This window comes from Streptomyces sp. NPDC046465 (genome assembly GCF_040646035.1).
GTDB lineage: Bacteria > Actinomycetota > Actinomycetes > Streptomycetales > Streptomycetaceae > Streptomyces.
Window position 1 is genome coordinate 216,313 of record NZ_JBEYZK010000015.1, and the last position, 22,291, is coordinate 238,603.

23 protein-coding genes are annotated in these 22,291 nt (G+C 70.5%); 12 read left to right on the plus strand and 11 right to left on the minus strand.

Annotated elements, in window-relative coordinates; translation table 11 throughout:
• Positions 1 to 32: 32 nt before the first annotated feature.
• Complete coding sequence (locus ABZ953_RS24360; RefSeq protein ID WP_361727276.1) at positions 33 to 1,577, minus strand: S8 family serine peptidase; 1,545 nt, start codon at positions 1,575 to 1,577, stop codon at positions 33 to 35.
• A gap of 353 nt (positions 1,578 to 1,930) precedes the next feature.
• Here ABZ953_RS24360 and ABZ953_RS24365 point away from each other — a divergent pair, with 353 nt between their 5' ends.
• The 3 genes from ABZ953_RS24365 to moaA all read left to right on the plus strand — a co-directional run bounded on the left by ABZ953_RS24365 (position 1,931) and on the right by moaA (position 5,146).
• Positions 1,931 to 2,317, plus strand: coding sequence for a DUF485 domain-containing protein (locus ABZ953_RS24365; RefSeq protein ID WP_361727278.1), 387 nt, complete (start codon positions 1,931 to 1,933; stop codon positions 2,315 to 2,317).
• The gene (locus ABZ953_RS24370) at positions 2,314 to 3,951 is read left to right on the plus strand and encodes a cation acetate symporter (RefSeq protein WP_361727280.1); all 1,638 of its coding nucleotides are present in this window, start codon (positions 2,314 to 2,316) and stop codon (positions 3,949 to 3,951) included. Before ABZ953_RS24365 ends, ABZ953_RS24370 begins: the two co-directional genes overlap by 4 nt.
• 187 nt (positions 3,952 to 4,138) lie before the next feature.
• Positions 4,139 to 5,146, plus strand: coding sequence for a GTP 3',8-cyclase MoaA (gene moaA, locus ABZ953_RS24375; RefSeq protein ID WP_361727282.1), 1,008 nt, complete (start codon positions 4,139 to 4,141; stop codon positions 5,144 to 5,146).
• 16 nt (positions 5,147 to 5,162) lie between these two features.
• On the opposite strand, the gene ABZ953_RS24380 is transcribed toward moaA, so the two are convergent.
• Both ABZ953_RS24380 and ABZ953_RS24385 read right to left on the minus strand, forming a co-directional pair.
• Positions 5,163 to 5,378: a hypothetical protein gene (locus ABZ953_RS24380; protein ID WP_361727284.1), complete on the minus strand. Its 216-nt coding sequence runs from the start codon at positions 5,376 to 5,378 to the stop codon at positions 5,163 to 5,165.
• 186 nt (positions 5,379 to 5,564) lie between these two features.
• Positions 5,565 to 5,951, minus strand: a complete 387-nt coding sequence (locus tag ABZ953_RS24385; protein ID WP_361727286.1) for a DUF3099 domain-containing protein — start codon at positions 5,949 to 5,951, stop codon at positions 5,565 to 5,567.
• Positions 5,952 to 6,175: 224 nt separating this feature from the next.
• On the opposite strand from ABZ953_RS24385, the gene ABZ953_RS24390 reads away from it, so the two are divergent.
• Positions 6,176 to 6,451, plus strand: a complete 276-nt coding sequence (locus ABZ953_RS24390) for a GlsB/YeaQ/YmgE family stress response membrane protein (protein WP_361727288.1) — start codon at positions 6,176 to 6,178, stop codon at positions 6,449 to 6,451.
• Between the two features lie 70 nt (positions 6,452 to 6,521).
• On the opposite strand, the gene tyrS is transcribed toward ABZ953_RS24390, so the two are convergent.
• From tyrS to ABZ953_RS24410, 4 genes are all read right to left on the minus strand, one after another.
• On the minus strand, positions 6,522 to 7,790 hold the full coding sequence (gene tyrS, locus ABZ953_RS24395; protein ID WP_361727290.1) for a tyrosine--tRNA ligase: 1,269 nt from the start codon (positions 7,788 to 7,790) through the stop codon (positions 6,522 to 6,524).
• Between the two features lie 56 nt (positions 7,791 to 7,846).
• Positions 7,847 to 9,247, minus strand: coding sequence for a metallopeptidase TldD-related protein (locus ABZ953_RS24400; protein ID WP_361727292.1), 1,401 nt, complete (start codon positions 9,245 to 9,247; stop codon positions 7,847 to 7,849).
• A 160-nt stretch (positions 9,248 to 9,407) separates the two neighbouring features.
• Positions 9,408 to 10,169: a GAF and ANTAR domain-containing protein gene (locus ABZ953_RS24405; protein WP_361727294.1), complete on the minus strand. Its 762-nt coding sequence runs from the start codon at positions 10,167 to 10,169 to the stop codon at positions 9,408 to 9,410.
• A 65-nt stretch (positions 10,170 to 10,234) separates the two neighbouring features.
• Positions 10,235 to 10,801: an ANTAR domain-containing protein gene (locus ABZ953_RS24410; RefSeq protein WP_361727296.1), complete on the minus strand. Its 567-nt coding sequence runs from the start codon at positions 10,799 to 10,801 to the stop codon at positions 10,235 to 10,237.
• A 260-nt stretch (positions 10,802 to 11,061) separates the two neighbouring features.
• On the opposite strand from ABZ953_RS24410, the gene ABZ953_RS24415 reads away from it, so the two are divergent.
• Entirely contained in the window at positions 11,062 to 11,709 is a 648-nt protein-coding gene (locus ABZ953_RS24415) for a TetR/AcrR family transcriptional regulator (RefSeq protein ID WP_361727298.1), read from the plus strand.
• A gap of 48 nt (positions 11,710 to 11,757) precedes the next feature.
• Here ABZ953_RS24415 and ABZ953_RS24420 read toward each other — a convergent pair whose 3' ends face one another.
• Positions 11,758 to 13,284, minus strand: coding sequence for a TldD/PmbA family protein (locus ABZ953_RS24420; protein ID WP_361727300.1), 1,527 nt, complete (start codon positions 13,282 to 13,284; stop codon positions 11,758 to 11,760).
• A 207-nt stretch (positions 13,285 to 13,491) separates the two neighbouring features.
• Here ABZ953_RS24420 and fabG point away from each other — a divergent pair, with 207 nt between their 5' ends.
• The 3 genes from fabG (at position 13,492) to ABZ953_RS24435 (ending at position 15,449) form a co-directional block, all read left to right on the plus strand.
• Positions 13,492 to 14,211, plus strand: coding sequence for a 3-oxoacyl-[acyl-carrier-protein] reductase (fabG, locus tag ABZ953_RS24425; protein WP_361727302.1), 720 nt, complete (start codon positions 13,492 to 13,494; stop codon positions 14,209 to 14,211).
• Between the two features lie 4 nt (positions 14,212 to 14,215).
• Complete coding sequence (fabI, locus tag ABZ953_RS24430; RefSeq protein WP_361727304.1) at positions 14,216 to 14,977, plus strand: enoyl-ACP reductase FabI; 762 nt, start codon at positions 14,216 to 14,218, stop codon at positions 14,975 to 14,977.
• A 127-nt stretch (positions 14,978 to 15,104) separates the two neighbouring features.
• The gene (locus ABZ953_RS24435; protein ID WP_361727306.1) at positions 15,105 to 15,449 is read left to right on the plus strand and encodes a hypothetical protein; all 345 of its coding nucleotides are present in this window, start codon (positions 15,105 to 15,107) and stop codon (positions 15,447 to 15,449) included.
• On the opposite strand, the gene ABZ953_RS24440 is transcribed toward ABZ953_RS24435, so the two are convergent.
• Positions 15,433 to 16,122, minus strand: coding sequence for a FadR/GntR family transcriptional regulator (locus ABZ953_RS24440; protein WP_361727308.1), 690 nt, complete (start codon positions 16,120 to 16,122; stop codon positions 15,433 to 15,435). The two genes, ABZ953_RS24435 and ABZ953_RS24440, sit on opposite strands and share 17 nt — an antisense overlap.
• 120 nt (positions 16,123 to 16,242) lie before the next feature.
• Between ABZ953_RS24440 and ABZ953_RS24445 the strand changes: the two genes are divergently transcribed.
• The 4 genes from ABZ953_RS24445 (at position 16,243) to ABZ953_RS24460 (ending at position 18,777) form a co-directional block, all read left to right on the plus strand.
• A complete protein-coding gene (locus ABZ953_RS24445) occupies positions 16,243 to 17,595 on the plus strand; it encodes an MFS transporter (RefSeq protein WP_361727310.1) in 1,353 nt (450 codons plus the stop codon).
• Positions 17,596 to 17,638: 43 nt separating this feature from the next.
• Complete coding sequence (locus ABZ953_RS24450; RefSeq protein ID WP_107059069.1) at positions 17,639 to 17,755, plus strand: SGM_5486 family transporter-associated protein; 117 nt, start codon at positions 17,639 to 17,641, stop codon at positions 17,753 to 17,755.
• Positions 17,756 to 17,954: 199 nt separating this feature from the next.
• Entirely contained in the window at positions 17,955 to 18,170 is a 216-nt protein-coding gene (locus tag ABZ953_RS24455; protein WP_361727312.1) for a hypothetical protein, read from the plus strand.
• 88 nt (positions 18,171 to 18,258) lie between these two features.
• The gene (locus ABZ953_RS24460; RefSeq protein ID WP_361727314.1) at positions 18,259 to 18,777 is read left to right on the plus strand and encodes a histidine phosphatase family protein; all 519 of its coding nucleotides are present in this window, start codon (positions 18,259 to 18,261) and stop codon (positions 18,775 to 18,777) included.
• 90 nt (positions 18,778 to 18,867) lie between these two features.
• On the opposite strand, the gene serB is transcribed toward ABZ953_RS24460, so the two are convergent.
• Both serB and ABZ953_RS24470 read right to left on the minus strand, forming a co-directional pair.
• Positions 18,868 to 20,082, minus strand: coding sequence for a phosphoserine phosphatase SerB (gene serB / locus ABZ953_RS24465; protein WP_361727316.1), 1,215 nt, complete (start codon positions 20,080 to 20,082; stop codon positions 18,868 to 18,870).
• Positions 20,083 to 20,268: 186 nt separating this feature from the next.
• The gene (locus tag ABZ953_RS24470) at positions 20,269 to 22,056 is read right to left on the minus strand and encodes a streptophobe family protein (protein ID WP_361727318.1); all 1,788 of its coding nucleotides are present in this window, start codon (positions 22,054 to 22,056) and stop codon (positions 20,269 to 20,271) included.
• Between the last annotated feature and the right edge of the window lie 235 nt (positions 22,057 to 22,291).

Genomic DNA, 22,291 nt, shown 5'->3' on the forward strand with positions numbered 1-22,291 from the left:
GGTGTGGGACCTGGTCACGAGCTGTCTCCTCTTCACTTCTTCTTCACGGCGTCGAGCGCGTCGACGAGCCCGCTGCCGTAGAAGCCGTTCTTGTGCTTGCCACCGCTCTGGCAGACGGCGTCGATGTCGCCGTCACCGTCGGGGTCGTACGCGGACGGGCAGTCGATTCGGTCCGCCTGCTTCTTCAGGAGCCGCTGCAGCTCGGCCGGGCCCGCCTCGGGGTGCGTCGACTTGATGAGCGCGGCGACACCCGCGGCGTGCGGCGAGGCCATCGACGTGCCCTGGAGCCAGCCGTACTCGCCGCCCGGCATGGTGGAGAGGATGCGGCCGTTCTTCGACGGGGTGTCGGCCGGGATCTGGAACTTGTCGCCGCCGGGGGCCGCGATGTCGACGACGCCCTTGCCGTAGCTGGAGTAGATCGACTTCAGGTCCTTGACGCCCGTCGCGCTGACGGTGACGACACCGGGCAGCTGGGTCGGCACGTCGAGGCACTCGTGCGGGTCGATGGTGCGGGACACCGGAGTGGAGTCGTTCGGGCTGGAGGCGTCGACGATCGCGTCCGAGTCCAGGTCATGGTTGGAGTTGCCCGCGGACGCCAGGTTGAGGGTGCCCTTCTTCTGGGCGTACAACTGGGCGCGGTTGACCGCGTCGAGGATGGCCTTCTGGTCCGGGTCGTCCTTGCAGTTGTACAGCCATGGGTCCACGTAGTAGCTGTTGTTGGTGATCTCGACGCTGTGCTCGGCGGCGAACACGAACGCGCAGACCACGTTCTCCGGGTAGAACAGCTCGTCGATCGGGTCGGCCACCTTGATGCCCGCGACCTTCACGCCGGGGGCCACACCGGCCACGCCGACGCCGTTGCGCGCGGCGGCTATCTCGCCCGCGACGTGCGTGCCGTGGTAGCTGTCCTTCGACGCCGGGCGCCAGGCCCCGGCCGACGTGTCCGCCTTGCCGCCGACGCAGCTCGCGGACTGCGCCGCCGAGAAGTTGGGGGCGAGGTCCGGGTGGGTGTCGTCGATGCCGGTGTCGATCACGGCGACGGTGACCTTCTTGCTGCCCGGGTTGATCTTCGCCGCCTTGTCGGCGCCGATCGCCCTGAGGTCCCACTGATCCGCTTCCATGGGCTCGTCGCCCGGCGCGGCCTGCTGCTTCAGCGACTTGGCTGCGGCCTTGCCGAGGAGCTTCGCCGGGCCGTCGTCGGTGGTGCCCGCCGCCTTCAGCGGTGACGTGTGGGTCGCGCCCGCGGACTGCACCCCGCGGACGTCGCGTATCCGCTCGCCGAACTCCGGGTTCGCGGAGTGGACGACGATGACGCCGATCTTCTCGTGGGTGACGACGACGGTGCCGCCGGCCCTGGCTATCTCCCGCTTGACGGACGCGATCGTCTTGCGGTCCGTACGGGTGTTGACGACGTACGCGAAGACGGGGGCGTCCTGCGCGGCCTGCGCCGACACGGGGGCGGGGGAGTCGTCCGGGGCCGCGGTGGCGGAGCCGGGCATGAAGCCGACCGAGGCGGCGAGGGCGAGGCCGAGCGGCACGGTGAGCGCCGTACGACGTCTGGAACGCAGATGAGCCATGGGATCTCCACATCATCCGGAGACGAGAACCGCATACGGAATTGCATACGGAACTGCCCGAACACGCTGGTGCTCGGGCAGGTACATGACGGGTGGTTCAGGGTGAAGCTAACCCTGAAACTCCCAGGCCAGCAATGACTTACCGAAGAAATGGGGGAGTTTGGCCACGTCGCGGGCTCCGGCAGGACGTTGAGCAGACAACGGAAGCAACATCAACCCCCTGTCGGATCACGTCCCGTGGCCTTAGCATCGCCATCCGTGGCTCACGTGATCCGCGTCACTCCGGATGCGAGGCCCGAGAGCCCATGGAACAACTGTCCGTCCCCACCCCACCCGCCCCATGAGGAGACTCCGTGGCCACCGACGCACCGCCCCCTTCGAAGGGTGGCGCAGGAAAAGAACCCGCTCCCCACGCGCCCTCCACGGAGGAGTTCATCGAGGTGCAGGAGAGCGCGGACTTCGCCGAACTGCGCAGCTCGCACCGCTCGTTCGCCTTCCCGCTCACCGTCGCCTTCATCACCTGGTACCTCGTGTACGTCCTGCTCTCCAACTACGCGGGCGAATTCATGGGCACCAAGCTGTTCGGCAACATCAACGTCGCCCTGGCCCTCGGCCTCGGGCAGTTCCTGACCACGTTCCTCATCGCCTGGCTCTACTCGCGGCACGCCGCCGCGCAGCTCGACCCGAAGGCCGAGGCGATCAAGTCCCGCATGGAGACCCGCATGGAGGGCGACGCATGAGCCCCGCGCACCCCGCCGTCATCGACCTGGCGGCGGCGACCGACGCCTCCGAGCACCGGACGCTGATCATCAGCCTCTTCGCGGTGTTCGTCGTCGCGACCCTCTTCATCACCGTATGGGCCGGCCGGCAGACCAAGAGCGCCGCCGACTTCTACGCGGGCGGCCGCCAGTTCACCGGCTTCCAGAACGGCCTGGCGATCTCCGGCGACTACATGTCCGCCGCGTCCTTCCTCGGCATCGCGGGCGCCATCGCCCTCTTCGGGTACGACGGCTTCCTCTACTCCATCGGCTTCCTGGTCGCCTGGCTCGTGGCGCTCCTCCTGGTCGCCGAGCCGCTGCGCAACTCCGGCCGGTACACGATGGGTGACGTCCTCGCGTACCGCATGCGCCAGCGACCCGTCCGCACCGCCGCCGGCACCTCCACCATCGTCGTCTCGATCTTCTACCTGCTCGCGCAGATGGCGGGCGCGGGCGTCCTGGTCTCGCTCCTGCTCGGTATCACCTCCGACGCGGGCAAGATCCTCATCGTCGCCCTCGTCGGCTTCCTGATGATCGTCTACGTCACCATCGGCGGCATGAAGGGCACCACGTGGGTGCAGATGGTGAAGGCCGTCCTGCTCATCGCGGGCACCATCCTCATCACCTTCCTGATCCTCCTGAAGTTCAACTTCAACGTCTCCGACCTGCTCGGCACCGCCGCCTCCAACAGCGGCCACGGCTCGAAGTTCCTGGAGCCCGGCCTCAAGTACGGCGCGAGCGGCACCTCGAAGCTGGACTTCATCTCCCTCGGCATCGCCCTCGTCCTGGGCACCGCAGGACTGCCGCACATCCTGATCCGCTTCTACACGGTGCCCACCGCCAAGGCCGCCCGTAAGTCCGTGAACTGGGCCATCGGCATCATCGGCGCCTTCTACCTGATGACGATCGTCCTCGGCTTCGGCGCCGCCGCCCTGCTCAAGCCCGGCGACATCATCGCCTCCAACAAGGCGGGCAACACCGCGGCGCCGCTCGCCGCCATGGAGATCGGCGGCGGTGGCGACTCCACCGGCGGCGCGCTCCTGCTCGCGGTGATCTCCGCGGTCGCCTTCGCCACGATCCTCGCGGTCGTCGCGGGCCTCACCCTGGCCTCGTCGTCCTCGTTCGCGCACGACATCTACGCCAACGTCATCCGCAAGGGCAAGGCCACCGAGAAGGAGGAGATGAAGGCGGCCCGCTGGGCGACCGTCTTCATCGGCATCGTCTCCATCGCCCTCGGCGCCCTGGCCCGCGACCTGAACGTCGCGGGCCTGGTCGCCCTCGCCTTCGCGGTCGCGGCCTCCGCCAACCTGCCGACGATCCTCTACAGCCTGTTCTGGAAGAGGTTCACCACGCAGGGCGCCCTCTGGTCCATCTACGGAGGCCTCGTCGCCGCCGTCGGCCTGGTGCTGTTCTCACCGGTCGTCTCCGGCAAACCCAGCTCGATGTTCCCCGACGCGAATTTCGACTTCTTCCCGCTGGAGAACCCGGGCCTGATCTCCATCCCGCTGGGCCTCCTGCTCGGCTGGCTCGGCTCGCTCCTGTCCAAGGAGGAGCCGGACAAGGGCAAGTACGCGGAGCTGGAGGTCAAGTCCCTCACCGGCGTCGGAGCCCACTGAGTCCTCACGCTGGATCCGACCCCCTCGGCCGGACCTTGTTCACACGTCCATAGCGGCCGCGTCGTAGAGTCCTACGACGCGGCCGCACCGTTCCTCGTGGCAAATGGCCCATGGTGATGTCAGAGGTCTGGCGTAAGGTCGAAAGCAGTAGCCGAACATCAGCACCAACCGCCGGGGAGGGGCCGCAGTGCTCATCGACACCTATGGCCGCGTAGCCACTGACCTGCGCGTTTCACTGACAGACCGCTGCAATCTGCGCTGTACGTACTGCATGCCGGAAGAAGGCCTGCAGTGGCTGGCCAAGCCCGACCTGCTCACCGACGACGAGATCGTCCGCCTCGTGCGCATCGCCGTCACGCAGCTCGGCATCACCGAGGTCCGCTTCACCGGCGGCGAGCCGCTCCTGCGCCCCGGTCTCGTCGGCATCGTCGAGCGCTGCGCCCAGCTGGAGCCCCGCCCGAGGATGTCCCTGACGACGAACGGCATCGGCCTCAAGCGCACCGCGAAGGCCCTCAAGGCCGCGGGCCTCGACCGGGTCAACGTCTCCCTGGACACCCTGCGTCCCGACGTGTTCAAGACACTCACCCGCCGTGACCGCCACAAGGACGTCCTCGAAGGCCTCGAAGCGGCCCGCGACGCCGGCCTCACCCCGGTCAAGGTCAACACCGTCCTGATGCCGGGCCTGAACGACGACGAGGCCCCCGACCTCCTCGCCTGGGCCGTCGAGAACGACTACGAGCTCCGCTTCATCGAGCAGATGCCCCTCGACGCCCAGCACGGCTGGAAGCGCGACGGCATGATCACGGCCGGTGACATCCTGCAGTCCCTGCGCACCCGCTTCGAGCTCACGGAAGAGGGTTCCACGGAGCGCGGCTCGGCCCCCGCGGAGCGCTGGGTCGTCGACGGCGGCCCGCACCGCGTCGGCGTCATCGCCTCGGTGACCCGCCCCTTCTGCTCGGCCTGCGACCGCACCCGGCTGACCGCTGACGGACAGGTGCGCACCTGCCTCTTCGCCACCGAGGAGACCGATCTGCGCGGAGCACTGCGCGCGGCCCCCGAGGACACCGCGGACGGCTCGGACGAGGAGATCGCCCGCATCTGGAAGCTCGCGATGTGGGGCAAGAAGGCGGGCTCGGGCCTGGACGACCCGTCGTTCCTGCAGCCGGACCGCCCGATGTCGGCGATCGGCGGCTAGCACGTTCGGGCCGGGCCTAGCCCTCCCGGGCTTCCCACTGCCCAAGGGTCACGACTTCCTTCAACATCCCGCGCACACTCAGGAATTGGGCGAGATGCTCCCGGTGCTCCTCGCACGCGAGCCACGTCTTGCGCCGCTCCGGCGTATGGATCTTGGGGTTGTTCCAGGCGAGCACCCAGACCGCGTCGACGCGGCAGCCCTTGGCGGAACAGATCGGGATTTCGTCACTCACAGTCGCGTCCAAGTGCTTCAAACAAGGCGACGCCGAGCAGCCACGGGGGGAGCTGCCCGGCGTCGGTCTGTCGCTCCGACGGGGGATGCGGAGCGCGTACGAAGTATGTCATGGGGGACCCGGTGACTGGCACTGGAACTACATGATTGATCTGAGGTTTTCTTGAGCTTGGCGCAACGTCGACGCTCAGCTCTGCTCGCTCGTGGCGCCCCGCCGCTGGTCGTGCGAGGGCTCCACGGGATCTTCCTGGGCTGATTCCGTGGCACCGGCCGCGGCGGGCGGCGCCAGCATTGGCCGAGAAGGAGCGGGCACGAACGTCGACGGCAGGGACGGAATGTTCTCCCGGCCGGCGTTGGCGATCACGACCGAGACGTACGGCAAGAGAATGCCGAGTACCAGAGCGACGAGCGCGACGTGCCGCTCGACGTTCCACAGCGTGGCCGCGGCCACCACGGACACGGTCCGCACCGACATGGAGATCACATACCGGCGCTGCCTGCCCCGCACATCCTCCGCGAGACCCTGCCGGGCCCCCGTGATCCGGAAGACCTGGCCGCTGCTCTGCTTCCGCATCACGCTCCACCGCCCTGTCCGCTGTGCCGGACTCTCCCTGATACCTGCCCCGGGTCCGACCGGCTCAACGTTACGCCGCGGCTGCGCAGCCTACGAGACCGGGGCAGCCCTCACCTCGGTGCTCCGGCTGCGCCGTGCCACGTATGGCGGTGCCCGACATGCGCCGTATGGCGGACCGGACGACACTGTCCGTAACGCTCATGTAGAGCTACGAGGAGGCAGCTATGGGCTGGTTGTGGGCGATCATCGTCGGATTCGTACTGGGGCTGATTGCCAAGGCGATCCTGCCCGGGAAGCAGCACAGTCCACTCTGGCTGACCACGGTGTTCGGCATCATCGGAGCCGTCCTGGGCAACTGGCTCGCGACGCAGTTCGGCATCAACGAGACCAAGGGCATCGACTGGGGCCGCCACGCGCTGCAACTGGTGGCCGCGGTGGTCGTCGTCGGCCTGGGTGACGCGGCGTACAAGATGATCAAGGGCAACCGACGAACGGCCTAGGCCGTATCCGAGACCGCGCGGAGAGGGCCGGGTCCCGACGGACCCGGCCTTCTCGTGTGCGCGGGGCCGGTCAGCCGGCCGTGACCTCGACCGCGGCCAGGTTCTTCTTGCCGCGGCGAAGGACCAGCCAGCGGCCGTGCAGCAGCTCCGCACGGTCCGGCACGGCGTCCTCGGCGGCGACCTTCACGTTGTTCACGTAGGCACCGCCCTCCTTGACCGTGCGCCGGGCGGCCGACTTGCTCGCCACCAGGCCGACCTCGGCGAGCAGATCCACGACCGGGCCCAGCTCGGCGACCTCGGTGCGCGGCAGCTCGGAGAGCGCCGCGGCCAGCGTCGCCTCGTCGAGATCGGCGAGCTCGCCCTGGCCGAACAGCGCCTTCGACGCGGCGATGACCGCGGCGCACTGGTCCGCGCCGTGCACCAGCGTGGTCAGCTCCTCGGCGAGCGCGCGCTGCGCGGCACGCGCCTGCGGACGCTCCTCGGTCTGCTTCTCGATCTCCTCCAGCTCCTCGCGGGACTTGAAGGACAGGATCCGCATGTACGTCGAGATGTCCCGGTCGTCCGTGTTCAACCAGAACTGGTAGAACGCGTACGGCGTCGTCATCGTCGGGTCGAGCCAGACCGCGCCGCCCTCGGACTTGCCGAACTTGGTGCCGTCCGACTTGAGCATCAGCGGGGTGCCGAGCGCGTGGACCGTGGCGTCCGGCTCCAGGCGGTGGATCAGGTCGATGCCCGCCGTGAGGTTGCCCCACTGGTCGCTGCCGCCGGTCTGCAGCGCGCAGCCGTACCGCCGGTAGAGCTCCAGGAAGTCCATGCCCTGAAGGAGCTGGTAGCTGAACTCCGTGTAGGAGATGCCCTCCTGGGACTCCAGGCGGCGGGCCACGGAGTCCTTCGTCAGCATCTTGTTCACCCGGAAGTGCTTGCCGATGTCGCGCAGGAACTCGATCGCGGACATGCCCGCGGTCCAGTCGAGGTTGTTCACCATCGTCGCGCCGTTCTCGCCCTCGAAGGACAGGAAGGGCTCGATCTGCGAGCGCAGCCGGGACACCCAGTTCGCGACCGTCTCCGGGTCGTTGAGGGTGCGCTCGGCGGTCGGCCGCGGGTCACCGATCTGGCCCGTGGCCCCGCCGACCAGCGCGAGCGGGCGGTGCCCGGCCTGCTGGAGCCGGCGGACGGTGAGGACCTGCACCAGATGCCCGACGTGCAGGCTCGCCGCGGTCGGGTCGAAGCCGCAATAGAACGTGACGGGACCGTCCGCGAGCGCCTTGCGCAGTGCGTCTTCATCGGTGGACAGGGAGAAGAGTCCCCGCCACTTCAGCTCGTCGACGATGTCCGTCACGGTCTCGTGTCTCCTTGGGTGTGCCTGTGCGTCGCACGGAAGTGCAAGGTCCGAGGTTATACGCCCTGGCTGACGGAACTCATATTGAAATCCGGGACGCGCAGCGCGGGCATGGCGGCCCGGGTGAAGTAGTCGCCCCACTCGCGCGGCAGCGTCTTCTCGGTGCGGCCCGCTTCGGTGGCCCGGCCGAGCAGGTCGACCGGCGACTCGTTGAACCGGAAGTTGTTCACCTCGCCCACGACCTCACCCCGCTCGACGAGGTACACGCCGTCCCTGGTCAGGCCGGTGAGCAGCAGGGTCGCCGGGTCGACCTCGCGGATGTACCAGAGGCAGGTGAGCAGCAGTCCGCGCTCGGTGGCCGCGACCATCTCCGCCAGGGAGCGGTCGCCGCCGCCGTCAAGGACGAGGTTGTCGACGGCCGGCGTCACCGGCAGCCCGGCCAGGCCCGCGCTGTGCCGACTGGTGGCCAGGTGAGCGAGGTCACCGGCGCGGATCCACTCGGTGGCGGCCAGCGGCAGACCGTTGTCGAAGACGGAGGCGTCCCCGCCCGAGGCGTGCGCGAGCACGAACGGCGCCGACTCCAGGCCCGGCTCGTGCGGGTCGCTGCGCATCGTCAGCGGCAGCCCCGCGACCCGCTCGCCCAGGCGCGTCGCACCGCCGGGTTTGGAGAAGACGGTGCGGCCCTCCACCGCGTCACGGGCCGACGACGACCACATCTGGTAGATCAGCAGGTCCGCGACGGCGGTCGGCGGCAGCAGCGTCTCGTACCGCCCGGCGGGCAGCTCGATCCGCCGCCGCGCCCACTCCAGGCGCTGTGCGAGCTCCGCGTCGAGCGCCGCCGGGTCGACGTCCTTGAAGTCCCGCGTGGCCCGCCCCGCCCACGCCGACTTGGTGCGGTCCGGCGACTTCGCGTTGAGTTCGAGGGTGCCGTTGGGCTGGTCGTGCCGCAGCCGCAGCCCCGTCGACGTACCGAGATAGCTCGATACGCACTCGTGGTTCGCGAAGCCGTACAGCTCGCGCCCGCCCGCGCGGGCCCGCGCGAACGCCTCGCCGAGCGCGGGGGCGAAGTCCGCGAAGACGGCGGAGGAGGTCTCGGCGGGGGCCTCGGTGAAGTCCGGGGACGTGGCGGTGCCGGTCACCAGCGGCTGCGCGTCCTCGGCGGGACCGGCGCCGCGCGCGGCCTGTTCGGCGGCCCGCACCAGCGGCTCCAGGTCGTCCGCGGTCACGGCCGAGCGCGTCACGACGCCGGAGGCGGTGCCCTCCTTGCCGTCGACGGTCGCGATGACGGTGAGGGTGCGGCCGCGGGTGACGCCGTTGGTGGTCAGCGAGTTGCCCGCCCAGCGGAGGTTGGCCGTCGACTGCTCTTCGGCGATCACGACGCAGCCGTCGGCGGTGGACAGTTCGAGGGCGCGCTCGACGATCTCGTGCGGCCTGGGCTTGCGCATCGACGGGCTCATCGGCCGGCCTCCCCAAGGGTTCCGCTCGGCGGTGAACACGGATGTGGCGGGACCAGTTCGGTCGCGGTCGCTATGTGCACGCGGTCAGCCATGCCGGTGAGCGTAGCCGCCTGTGGGCGCGTCCCGTGGCATCAGCACTCTGGTCGAGCCTGCTACAGGTCTATCCCTCCGCTGCCGACTCCGGCCGGGCAGGGGGAACATCGGGCAGCAGTCCGGCGTCGATGACGTCCAGGGCGACCTTGCTGAGCAGGGTCTGGTGCCGGCGTGCGTACCGGCGCATGGTGTCGAAGGCCTGGTTGAGGGGGATGTTGCGGCGGGCCGCCAGGATGCCTTTGGCCTGTTCGATGGTGATGCGGCTGTGCAGGGCGGTGTGCAGCTGGGTGTTGACGGTCTCCTGCCGGCCGACGGTGCGGGCGTGCAGCAGTCCGATGGTGGCCGCGTCGGCGAGGGCCTGCGCGAGCCGCAGGTCGTCGGGTGCCAGCATCCGGTCGCCGGTGTGCAGGAGCAGCAGGCTGCCGATGCTGTCCTCGCGCAGCCGCATCGGCACGGCGCTGGGCGGCGCGTAACCGGCCCGCTGGACCTGCGCGCTCCACCGCGGCCAGCGCACGGCCGTCTTGTCGGCTGTCTCGTCGGCCGGGACGTCGGGGACGGCCTGCCGGGCGGTCCGGTACGCCTCCACGCCGGGGCCCTCCTCCAGGGCCACGTCCAGGACGCGCTGCAGGCCGAGGCCGGGGTCGCAGGGCGCGGGGCTGTACAGGAGGTGGGACCCGGGATGGACGAGGAGGACCGCCGCGTCGGTGATGTCCAGGAGTTCGGTGCAGCGGACGGTCATCTGCTGGAGGAAGTCGATGAGGTCGAAGCCTGCTACCAGGGTGTCGGCCAGTTCCACGAACGTGCGTGCAATGTGCTCTTCCCTGCTCATGCTCCTTCTTCCCACATCCCGCTCGGGGGATGCCCGCCGCCCCGAGGGGCCGGAGTTCCGGGCGGTCACCAAGGCAGTTCGCGATCGATGACGGCGCGGGCCGTGTCCGTCAGGGACTGACCGGACGAATAGGCCTGGCCCCGCAGCCTGATGAGGGCCTCGGGCATCGCGACGCCGAGTCTCTCGCTCAGGACCCCGGTGGCCTGATGGACCTCGGCGCGGTGCAGGTCCACCGCCCCCGCGTGCCCGGGGCCGTTCTTGCCGTTGGCCGGGTTCGGCCAACGCACCAGCAGATGTGCGGCCAGCTTGTCGGCCACGAGCCACCCCTCTGCCAGCTGCTTCTCGGTCAGCGCGCCCACCGAACGCCGGTAGCCGGTCAGCGTCCCGAGGGCCGCCGCTCCCACGCGCACGGGCCACACGAACATGGCTCCCACGCCGAGCTCCCGCGCCTCGGGCACGAACTGCGGCCAGTACTTCATCAGCAGTCGGTCGAGGTCAGGTACTTCCCGCGCCTCTGTCCCCTCGGGAAGAAGCAGACCGGGTCCCTGTCCCAGGACGAACTGCACATCCTCCAGACGCGCGCTGGTCTGGTCGCTGAACCAGATCAGCTCGCCCCTCATGGAGACGGCCACGCCATCAAGTCCCAGGGCATGTGCACAGTCAACTGCCCACGTCCGGCGCTGTTCCTCGTTCTCCGCCGAATCCAGGCTGCCCAGCAACTCCTGCACAGTCGCACCATTGTTCACACAGGCTCCCCCCTCGGTATCCCGAGCGGACCCGGCGCGTCGTATCCACGGTGCGGCGCCGGCCGCCACGTCCACGGTAGCGCCGGCCCGCGCCACCTGGAGGGGCTTCCTCTCAACTCCCCCCACAAGGGACTTATTCTTGCCCCGTGAAGGCAGACATGGAGCGAGGAGACACGGTGGCCGAAGGCGCCGGCGGGGACCGGACGGCTCGGCAGCACCACGGCAACCGGCACGGGCGGAGCGAGTCGGCGCGGCAGGCCGTGCTGGAGGCCGCCGACGGCCTCTTGGTGGAGAAGGGCTTCTCCGGCGTCACCATCGAAGGCATCGCCGCCGGCGCCGGGGTCGCCAAGCGGACCATCTACCGCTGGTGGAAGACCAAGACCGACATCCTCCTGGACGCCTTCCTCCTGGACGCGACGGAGGCCCTGACCCCGCCCGACCACGGCGACCTGGCCGAAGATCTGAGCGCCCACCTGCATCAGCTGGCCCAGTTCCTCACCGGGTCCGACGCGGGCGCCGTCTTCACCGCACTGCTCGGCCACGCACAGCACGACCCCGCGTTCGCCACCGTCCTGCGCGCCCGGTATCTCGACGAGCAGCGCCGCCGCGACCGGCTTCCCCTGGACAACGCGGTACGACGCGGCGAACTCCCGGCAGACATCGACACAGTGGCCGAGGTCGACCAGCTCGTGGGGCCGATCCACCACCGCGTCCTGGTCACCGGGGGCCCCGTCGACCGGGCCTTCACCGACCTGCTCGTCGACAACTTCCTGCGGCGTCATCGCGTTCGGTGAGCCGGCGCGTCGACCTGGTGCGGACTTCGCGCCGGTCCGGGCCCCGCGTCAGGACCGCCCGGCCTCCTCGGAGGTGTTCAGGATGTTCACTCCCCGGAACATTGCCGTGGGGCACCCGTGCGACACCGAGGCGACCTGCCCCGGCTGGGCCTTTCCGCAGTTGAAGGCGCCTCCGAGTACGTAGGTCTGAGGGCCTCCGACCGCCTGCATCGAGCCCCAGAACTCAGGGGTGATCCCCTGGTAGGCAACGTCCCGGAGCTGCCCGCGAAGGCGGCCGTCGCGGATCTCGTATGCACGTTGCTGAGTGAATTGAAAATTGTATCGCTGCATGTCGATCGACCACGAGCGGTCCCCGACCACGTAGATCCCGCGGTCGACGCCCGCGATCAGATCCTCCGTGGAGAGCCCGCCCGGGTCCGGCTGGAGCGACACGTTCGCCATGCGCTGCACCGGGACGTGGCCGGGGGAGTCCGCGTACGCGCAGCCGTTGGAGCGCTCGAAGCCGGTGAGCTTCGCCATGCGGCGGTCGAGCTGGTAGCCGACCAGCGTGCCGTCCTTCACCAGGTCCCAGGACTGCGCGGCCACCCCCTCGTCGTCGTAGCCGATGGTCGCGAGGCCGTGCTCGGCGGTCCTGTCGCCCGTCACGTTCATCAGCGACGAGCCGTACGCGAGCGTGCCGAGCTGGTCGAAGGTGGCGAACGACGTTCCCGCGTACGCCGCTTCGTAGCCGAGCGCGCGGTCCAGCTCGGTGGCGTGGCCGATGGACTCGTGGATCGTCAGCCAGAGGTTGGAGGGGTGGACGACCAGGTCGTACGAGCCCGCCCGGACGCTCGGCGCCCGCATCTTCTCGGCCAATTGCTCGGGAAGCACGGCGAGTTCGCCGTCCCAGTCCCAGCCGGTCCCCGTGAGGTACTCCCAGCCGCGGCCCGCCGGCGGCGCGATCGTCCGCATCGAGTCGAACTCACCGCTCGTCCCGTCGACCGCCACCGCGGTGAACTCCGGGTGCAGCCGCACGCGCTGCTGCGTGGTCACCGTCCCCGCCGTGTCCGCGTAGAACTTGTTCTCGTGCACGGTGAGCAGCGAGGCGTCGACGTGCGCGACGCCGTCCGCGGCGAGCAGCCGCGCGCTCCAGTCGGCGAGCAGCCCCGCCTTCTCCTCGTCCGGCACGGAGAACGGGTCGATCTCGTACGAGGAGACCCACGTCCGGTCCGCGTGCACCGGCTCGTCCGCGAGCTCGACCCGGTCGTCCGTGCCCGCGGCCTTGCCGACCTGCGCGGACAGCTTGGCCATCGCCACCGCCTGGGACGCGACCCGCGCCGCCGCGTCCATGGTCATGTCCACGCCCGAGGCGAAGCCCCAGGAGCCGCCGTGCACCACACGCACGGCGTACCCGAGGTCCGTGCTGTCGGAGGAGCCGGACGGCTTGGCGTCGCGCAGTTGCCAGGACGCGCTGCGCACCCGCTCCAGGCGGAAGTCCGCGTGGTCGGCGCCGAGCGCCCGGGCGCGGGCCAGCGCGGCGTCGGCGAGCGCCCGCAGCGGCAGCGCCGTGAAGGCTTCATCTATGGAATGAGGCACGCGTGTCTCCCCTGCTTTCGGCACCGGTCGCGTCCGATCATGTCGCCCCGGCGGCTCGGAGGCCAGCGGTTCCGGCCCGGAGGCCAGGGCTTTCTGTAGGGATCTGACAGCGAGTCCTCTGCGCCACTGTCGGTCGTCGATTCTCCGTATCGAGGACGGTACCGATAGGTTTTCGAGGTACCAGACAGCTATCGAAAGGGTGATCCGTTGAGCCGCTCGGTTCTCGTCACCGGAGGAAACCGGGGCATCGGCCTCGCCATCGCCCGCACCTTCGCCGACGCCGGCGACAAGGTCGCGATCACCTTCCGCTCGGGTGAGCCGCCGAAGGAGCTCACCGACGCCGGGGTCCTCGCCGTCAAGTGCGACATCACCGACCCCGAGCAGGTGGAGCAGGCCTACAAGGAGATCGAGGAGAAGCACGGGAACGTCGAGGTCCTGGTCGCCAACGCGGGCATCACCAAGGACCAGCTCCTGATGCGCATGAGCGAGGAGGACTTCACGTCCGTCCTCGACACCAACCTCACCGGCACCTTCCGCGTCGTCAAGCGCGCCAACCGCGGCATGCTGCGCGCCAGGAAGGGCCGCGTCGTCCTCATCTCCTCGGTCGTCGGCCTCCTCGGCGGCGCCGGGCAGGCGAACTACGCCGCGTCCAAGGCGGGTCTGGTCGGCTTCGCGCGATCGCTCGCCCGCGAGCTCGGCTCGCGCAACCTCACCTTCAACGTCGTCGCCCCCGGTTTTGTCGACACCGACATGACCAAGGTGCTGACGGACGAGCAGCGCGAGGGCATCGTCGCCCAGGTGCCGCTCGGCCGCTACGCGCAGCCCGAGGAGATCGCCTCCGCGGTGCGGTTCCTCGCGTCGGACGACGCCTCGTACATCACTGGAGCCGTCATCCCCGTTGACGGCGGATTGGGCATGGGTCACTGATCACATGAGCGGAATTCTCGACGGCAAGCGCATCCTCATCACCGGTGTGCTGACGGAGGCCTCCATCGCCTTCCACGCGGCCAAGGTCGCCCAGGAGCAGGGCGCCGAGGTCATCCTGACCGCCTTCCCGCGGCCCACCCTCACCGAGCGCATCGCCAAGAAGCTTCCCAAGCCTGCCAAGGTCATCGAGCTCGACGTGACCAACCAGGAGCACATGGACGGCCTCGCGGGCGTCGTGAAGGAGGAGCTCGGCGGCCTCGACGGCATCGTGCACTCCATCGGCTTCGCGCCGCAGGGCGCCTTCAACTTCCTGGAGGCGACCTTCGAGGACGTGTCGACGGCGATGCACGTCTCGGCGTTCTCCCTGAAGTCGCTCACCATGGCCTGCCGCCCGCTGTTCGAGGACGGCGCCTCGGTCGTCGGTCTCACCTTCGACGCGCAGTACGCCTGGCCGAAGTACGACTGGATGGGCCCGGCCAAGGCCGCCCTGGAGGCCACCAGCCGCTACCTCGCCCGTGACCTGGGCAAGGAGAACATCCGCTGCAACCTGATCTCCGCGGGTCCGCTCGGTTCCATGGCGGCCAAGTCCATTCCGGGCTTCGGCGAGCTCGCGGACATCTGGAACACCCGCTCCCCGCTGGACTGGGACATGGCCGACCCGGAGCCCGCGGGCCGCGGCATCGTCGCCCTGCTCTCGGACTTCTTCCCGAAGACCACCGGCGAGATCATCCACGTCGACGGCGGCGTGCACATGATGGGTGCCTGACCAGGCACGAGACCCGGCAACGGGTACGTTTTCGAGGCCCCGTCCCCCGCAGCGCGCGGGAGGCGGGGCCTCACCCGTACGGCCCCCTGGCCGGGCGGCGGCGGGGGAGCGGCGCGCACTCTGGAGTGTGCGTCTCTCCGGTGCCGCGGTGCTCGTGGCTCTCGCTCTTGTGGTCGCCGCGCCGAGCGGCGCGCCGCGGGGACAGCCCCACGCGCGCGGGGCGGCGGAGAAGCCCCGGCCCCGGCCCTTCGGCTCGGAGTGCCGAACGGGCGTGGCGGGCCCCGACGTCGTCGCGTACTGCCACAACCCCTACCCCGAGACCGACCGCGTCCGGCTGCACGTGGAGTGCGCCCGGTGGTGGGACATCGACAGCGACTCGCGCCCCGTCGAGGCGGGGCCCGCGATGACCGTGCGGCTCACCGGGCGGTGCTGGAAAGAGGTCCGTTCGGTCTGGGTCAGCCACCAGAAGTAGCGCGGCGCTCCGGGCGGCACAGGAACGGATAGCCCGCGGCCTCGGTGGCGGCGGCCTCCGTGTCCCCCACACGGATCGCGTCGACCAGCCGGGTGTGGTCCATGTGAGACTCGGGGGTCAGCTCCTCGCCGATGTCCTCGCGCAGCCAGTCCCGCAGGACCTCGCCGAGGTCCGCGTACAGCGCCGTCATGACGTCGTTGTGCGACGCGGCGACGACGGCCATGTGGAACGTCGCGTCGGCCGTCACGAACGCCTCCGCGTCCCCCGACGACCAGGCCTCCTCGCGGCGCACGAGGAGCGCGTCGAGCTGCTTGAGGTCGCGCTCGGTACGGCGCTCCGCGGCGAGCTCGGCGGCGCTCGACTCCAGCGTGCTGCGCAGCTCGGCGATGTGGCGCGGGTCCGCGTCGGCGAACCTGCGCTGCATCACGCCCGCCAGCTCACTCGTCGCGACCACATACGTGCCCGAGCCCTGCCGGATGTCGAGCAGGCCGTTGTGCGCGAGGGCGCGGACGGCCTCCCTGACGGTGTTCCTCGCCACGCCCAGCTGCTCCACCAGCTCGGGCTCGGTGGGGATGCGGGAGCCGACCGGCCACTCGCCCGAAGAGATCTGGTTGCGCAGCTCGGTGATGACCTGCTCGGAGAGTGCCGAACGGCGAGGAGTGGTCAGCGGCATGACGTTCCTTCGTGCGGGACGGGTTCGTGCGGGATGGAGTCGTGCGGGGCGGGGTGCCGGGACGGGGTGTGACGTATTCGGATTGGACAGCCAATCATCCCATGATTCTATGATGGCTCCATGGCTAGTGAGGAAACCGGGACGACGACAGCACCGACAGCACCGATATCACCGACGGCGGCGACACCTCCCGCACCGTCCGGGGCCGCTCCGGGGGCCGCTGCCGGGGCCGCGGAGAAACCGGCCCCCACGCGCGCGTGGGCGACGCGACTCGTCGTCGTGGGCATCGTCCTCGCGGCCATGAACCTCCGCCCCGCCATCACCAGCCTCGGCGCCCTGCTCGAAGACGTGCGCGACGGCCTCGGCATGAGCGGCACCCTCGCCGGACTGCTCACCTCCGTACCGCCCCTCTGTTTCGCGGTCTTCGGAGTGATGGCCCCCCGGTTCGCCCGGCGCTTCGGGCCGAGCGCGGTGGTCTGCGTCGGCATGATCGCGATCGCCGCGGGGCTGGCGATCAGGCCCTTCCTCGGCGGCACCGCGGGCTTCCTCGCCGCCACCGCGCTCGCCCTCATGGGCATCGCGGTCAGCAACGTCCTGATGCCGGTCATCGTCAAGCGCTGGTTCCCCGACCGGGTCGGTTCGATGACGGGCCTGTACTCGATGGCGCTGGCGCTCGGCACCTCCCTCGCGGCCGCCCTCACGGTCCCCACGGCCGACGCGCTGGGCAAGGGCTGGCAGGGCGGACTCGTCGTCTGGGCCGCGCTCGCCGTCGTCGCCGTCGTGCCGTGGATCCCGCTGGTCCGCGAGCGGGGCCCGGTCTCCGCCGCCGCCCCGGAGCACGTCAGCGCCACCGTGCGGCAGGAGGACGCCGGACTGCGCATCACCCACAGCCGGACCGCCTGGGCGCTCGCCGTCTTCTTCGGACTCCAGGCCACGGCCGCGTACATCACGATGGGCTGGATGCCGCAGATCTTCCGTGACGCGGGCGTTCCCGCGGGCGAGGCGGGCGTGCTGCTCGCCGTCACCATGGCCATGGGCGTGCCGCTGGCGTTCGTCATCCCGAGGGTCGCCACGCGCCTGACCAACCAGGGCCCCGTCGTGGTCTTCCTCGGCGCGTGCGGCCTCGCCGGATACGCGGGCCTCTACCTCGCACCTTCCGGCGGCGCCTGGGGCTGGGCGGTGCTGATGGGCATCTCCAACTGCGCCTTCCCGCTCGCCCTCACGATGGTCGGGATGCGGGCCAAGAGCAGCGTGGGCGTCGCCAAGCTGTCCGCCTTCGCGCAGAGCACCGGCTATCTGATCTCGATCCCCGGGCCGCTCCTCGTGGGCGTGCTCTACCAGCACAGCGGCGGCTGGGGGCTGCCGCTCGCCCTCATGGCGGGCCTGATGGTGCCGCAGATCGTCGTCGGCACCTTCGCGGGCCGCAACCGCACGGTCGAGGACGAGGTGGCGGCCAGGGCCGCGGCGGCCTGACCCCGACGGCCGGGGGACGGGCAAAGGGTGCGAGACTGACCGTATGCCCGTCCTCGATCCGAACCCCCAGAACGGCCAGAAGAAACTGCTCATCGTGCTCGGCGCGATGCTGGCCATCACCGTGATCATCGGCATCATCGCCTCCATCGCCTCTCCCTGAACCGACGCCGATGGCGGCACGTCGATGGCGAACGCCGATGGTGGCCGCCGATGGTGGGGCTAGCACCCCCATCCCCTAGGGGGTCAGTGTCAGGGTCAAGTGGGTGGGTCTCCGGATGGGCTGAGGGTCGCCGATCACCTAACTTCGAGTTGTGGCCGCGAAGACGCGGCACGGAGACTCGAAGGACCACGGAGGCGGCATGTCGGCCCGATCGCACACCCGGCGCGACCCGGCGGAGTCGGGCAGCGTCGAGATCCAGCTCCCGTGGTGGGCGATCGCCCTCCCCGCCGTCGCCTTCGCGGCCCTGCTCCTGCTCGTCCTGAACCCCGTGGACGCGCACGCCGCGGCAGGCGATCCGGCCGTCACCAACCTCCTGGAGCGCATACAGACGATGGTCCTGCGCACGGCCGCGTGAGCCCCCTCGCACCGGTGCCGTCACTCCTGCCGGGGGACCGCGCCAACTCCCTGCGCCCCATGGCGCGTTTCATGCGAAGCTGGGACGCATGAGCGTCGCAGAACCCCGCAGGATTGTCCTCTTCCGGCATGCGAAGGCCGACTGGCCGCAGGTTTCCGACCACGAGCGGCCGCTCGCCGATCGAGGCCGCCGGGACGCCCCCGTCGCCGGGCGCAAGCTGGCCGACAGCGGCATCCCCTTCGACCTAGCCCTCTGCTCGACCGCGGCCCGGACCCGCGAGACCTGGAAGCTCGCCGTCCAGGAACTGCCGCAGCGGCCGAAGACCGTTTACGAGGAGCGGCTGTACGAAGCCTCTCCCGGTGAGCTGATCGCCGTGCTCAACGAAATCCCGGACGACGTGCAGAACCTCGTCCTGATCGGTCACAACCCCTCGGTCCAGGGCCTGACGGATGTCCTCGCCGGGGGCTCCGAGGGCGACGCCAGAGAGCGCCTCAACCGCCGGGGCTTTCCCACCGCCGCCTTCGCCGTGCTGACGTACTCCGGCTCGTGGAAGGCGCTCGAGCCCGGCGTGGCCACCCTCGTCGACTACTGGGCCCCGTCCGAGTAGCCCGTCTCCCCGCCCATGCTGAAGGGGCCCGGCACCGTGGCGGTGCCGGGCCCCTCGACGTACGGGGTTCGAAGACAGGCTCTACGGAGCTCAGTCCAGGTGCATGTCCGCCGCCTCGACCTCTTCGCGGGTGATGCCGAGGAGATAGAGGACGGTGTCAAGGAAGGGGACGTTCACCGCGGTGTGAGCGGCCTCGCGGACCACGGGCTTGGCGTTGAAGGCGACGCCGAGGCCCGCCGCGTTCAGCATGTCGAGGTCGTTCGCGCCGTCGCCGATCGCGACGGTCTGCTCCAGCGGGACCCCGGCCTCCGTGGCGAAGCGGCGCAGCAGCCGCGCCTTGCCCGCCCGGTCGACGATCTCGCCGGTCACCTTGCCGGTGAGCTTGCCGTCGACGATCTCCAGGGTGTTGGCCTGGGCGAAGTCGAGGCCGAGACGTTCCTTCAGATCATCGGTGACCTGAGTGAACCCGCCCGAGACGACGCCCACTTGGTAGCCGAGACGCTTCAGGGTGCGGATGAGGGTGCGGGCGCCCGGCGTGAGGCGGACCTCCGAGCGGACCTTGTCGACGACCGACGCGTCGAGCCCCGCGAGGAGTTCCACCCGCGCGTGCAGCGACTGCTCGAAGTCCAGCTCGCCGCGCATCGCGGCCGCCGTCACCTCGGCGACCTCGTCCTCGCAGCCGGCGTGCGCGGCGAAGAGCTCGATGACCTCGTCCTGGATGAGCGTCGAGTCGACGTCCATCACCACGAGCCGCTGGGCCCGGCGGTGCAGGCCCGCCGCGACGACCGCGACGTCCACACCGAGCTTCGCGGCCTCGATGGCGAGGGCGGTGCGCAGCGTCTCGGTCTCCGTGCCGGACACCGCGAACTCGACGGCGGTGACGGGATACTTGGCGAGCCGGAAGATACGGTCGATGTTGCAGCCGGTGGCCGTTATACGGGCGGCGATCGCGGCCGTCGATTCCGAAGTCAGCGGGTGGCCGAGGACGGTCACGAGCGAACGCCCGAGGCCTCGCGGCCGGTTGTCGCCGATGCCCGAGATGATCTCGGCCTGCATCTTCATGGACTCCGCCCAGCTGTGGACGGTGGCACGCAGGTCGCCCTCCAGACCGGCGGGCGGCTCGGTCACGAGCGCGCACAGCACGATCCGGCCGCGGGTGACGACCTGCTCGATGTCGACGACGTCGACGGAGTAGGCGGCGAGGGTGTCGAAGAGCCCGGCGGTGATACCGGGGCGGTCCTTGCCGAAGATCTTGACGAGAAGCGTCGGGATGTCGGCGGGCTGAGGGGGCTGCGAGGCACTCATGGTGATCCCTACGGTATCCGCACGCTCCTCGCGGACGCGGGCACGGTCCGCGTGCCGGACAGTACGGGTTCCGCCGGGGTGCGGCTTGCCCCTGTCCCACCGCTTCTGCCCGTTGTGGGCAGCCGTTCCCGCCCGCGCGCTCCGGCACCGAGCCGGGGGGGCGGAGAGGGTGGCCGCGGTCCTCGGTCAGTGCGGCCTGCGTGGCCCGGGAGGCGGTGGCGGGGGAGGCCAGTCCGTCGAGCGGGAGCGGGGCCGCCTCGCCGAGGGGGGAGGCGCCGGTGGCCGCACGACCGGTCCCACCTCGGTCGGCGCACCGGAGAGGTCCCGGGGCGGCCGCAGGTAGGGGTTCGTGTCGGGGTTCGGCGGCCGGTGCGGGGAGCCGGGGCTGTACGGTCCGGCACCGGCCGGGGAACCAGGACCGTACGGTCCGGCGCCGGACGGAGCACCGGGGCCATGTGGTCCGGCGCCGGACGGAGCACTGGGGACCGCCCCGCCCGGCGCCCGAGCCGCCGCCCCGACCTCGACCCCGTTCCCGGCCCCGTTCCCGACTCCGACCCCTTTCCCGACCGCGGCGAGGCCCGCCGCCCGGCCCCCCGCCGCCCCCGTGGCCACCGCGAGCAACGCCCCGAGCACCCCGGCGCCCAGCCCCCACACCGCCCCGAGCAGCGCCGCCGCCCCCAGTCGCCCGCGCAGCTCGATCCCCGCGCCGAACGCGTCGAAGCCGAGGACGGAGAGCGAGGCGTCGGCGGACACCTCGGTCAGCCACGCCAAGAGGGGAAGCCCGAGCGCCGTCACGACCCCGAGACGCACCCCGCACCGCCCCGCGAACCCGACCGCGGACACCGCATCACGGACCCGAGGCGTCCGCACCGCCGTCAGCACCCCCGCGAACAGCATCATCACGGCCGCCGCGACGCCCAACAGCCACACCCTGCCGTCGAGTTCGGCGAGCCTCCCGAGCGTGAGCGCCTTGTCGGACGGCCCTGCCAGGAGGTCGTCCACCGGGTCCGGCAGGAACCGCGTGAGGGCGCCGGTCGCCCGGCCGTCCCACGGCACGAAGAGCCCCACGGGGACGCCGAGCCACACGCCGTTCGGCGCCCCGAGGAGCGCGGCGCCCGCGATCCGCTTGGGGTGGCCGTCGCCGACCATCGCGTACGCGGCCGCGGCGAGCCCCGCGGCGACCGCCACAAGCACCACCGTGACCAGCGCGGACGCGGCGGGCCGCACCACCCGGTGCAGTCCGCCGAGCCCGGCGGGGAGCGGCGTCCGCCGCGACGCGAGCAGCGCGATGAGCAGGACACCCGCCACCCAGAGCGCCCCGCCGAGCAGCGTCGGACCGGTGTCCACGGTGAACCCGACCGACGCTTTCGCCTTGGCCAGGTCCCCGAGCCGGTCGGGCAGGAGCCCGCCGATGTCCCCGATCCCGCCGGGCAGCTTGTCTCCGATGCCGCCCGGCAGCCGGTCGAGCCCCTCCCCGACCCCTTCCCCGATCCCCTTGTCGACGCCGAGCCGCTCGCCGTCGATCGTGATGAGGTCGTGACCGGCCCAGGCGAGCCCCGCGAGCATCGCCACGAAGAGGGCGAGCACCGCCGCCGCACGCGCGACGAGTTCGGCGGGCGTGATCACAACCCCCGCTCCACGCAGGGAACGCAGGAAGAAATGGGCGAGGAGCAGCGCCCCCACCAGGCCCACACCGAGTGGCGCGATATCGATCGTCGTGGTCGCCTCGGCACCCTTCAGGCCGAAGGCCGAGACGTCGCCGGACGGTGTGACCGATCCCCCCGCGCCCAGCGCGATGGTCGCCGCCGTCATCGGCCCGAGCGATCCGACCGCGTCGGCGCCGAGCAGGTGCAGCCCGAGCGCGGCAGTCCCCGCCATACCGATCAGCGCCCAACTCACCGCGGCGATCGCGGAGAGCAGCACATCACCCCAACGAACGCCCTGGCCTTCACTTTTGTATGCGCCGGTCGCCATGAGAAACCCCCGAACCGCGGTGCGCCGCCCCATCGCACGGCGCAGGCGTTTCATGCGTTTCACAGAAGTCATAGGACACATGGCCTTGAGGAACGCGATGGGTGAAATGCGCCGAATGAGCATGATCCGTATGCACTGATGGGTTCTTACTACTCTCCGGGGCGGTATCTGCCCCGTCAACGGGGCAACCCTTCACGCCCGTACGCAGTCTTCACAAGGCCCGACTTTCGGTCAG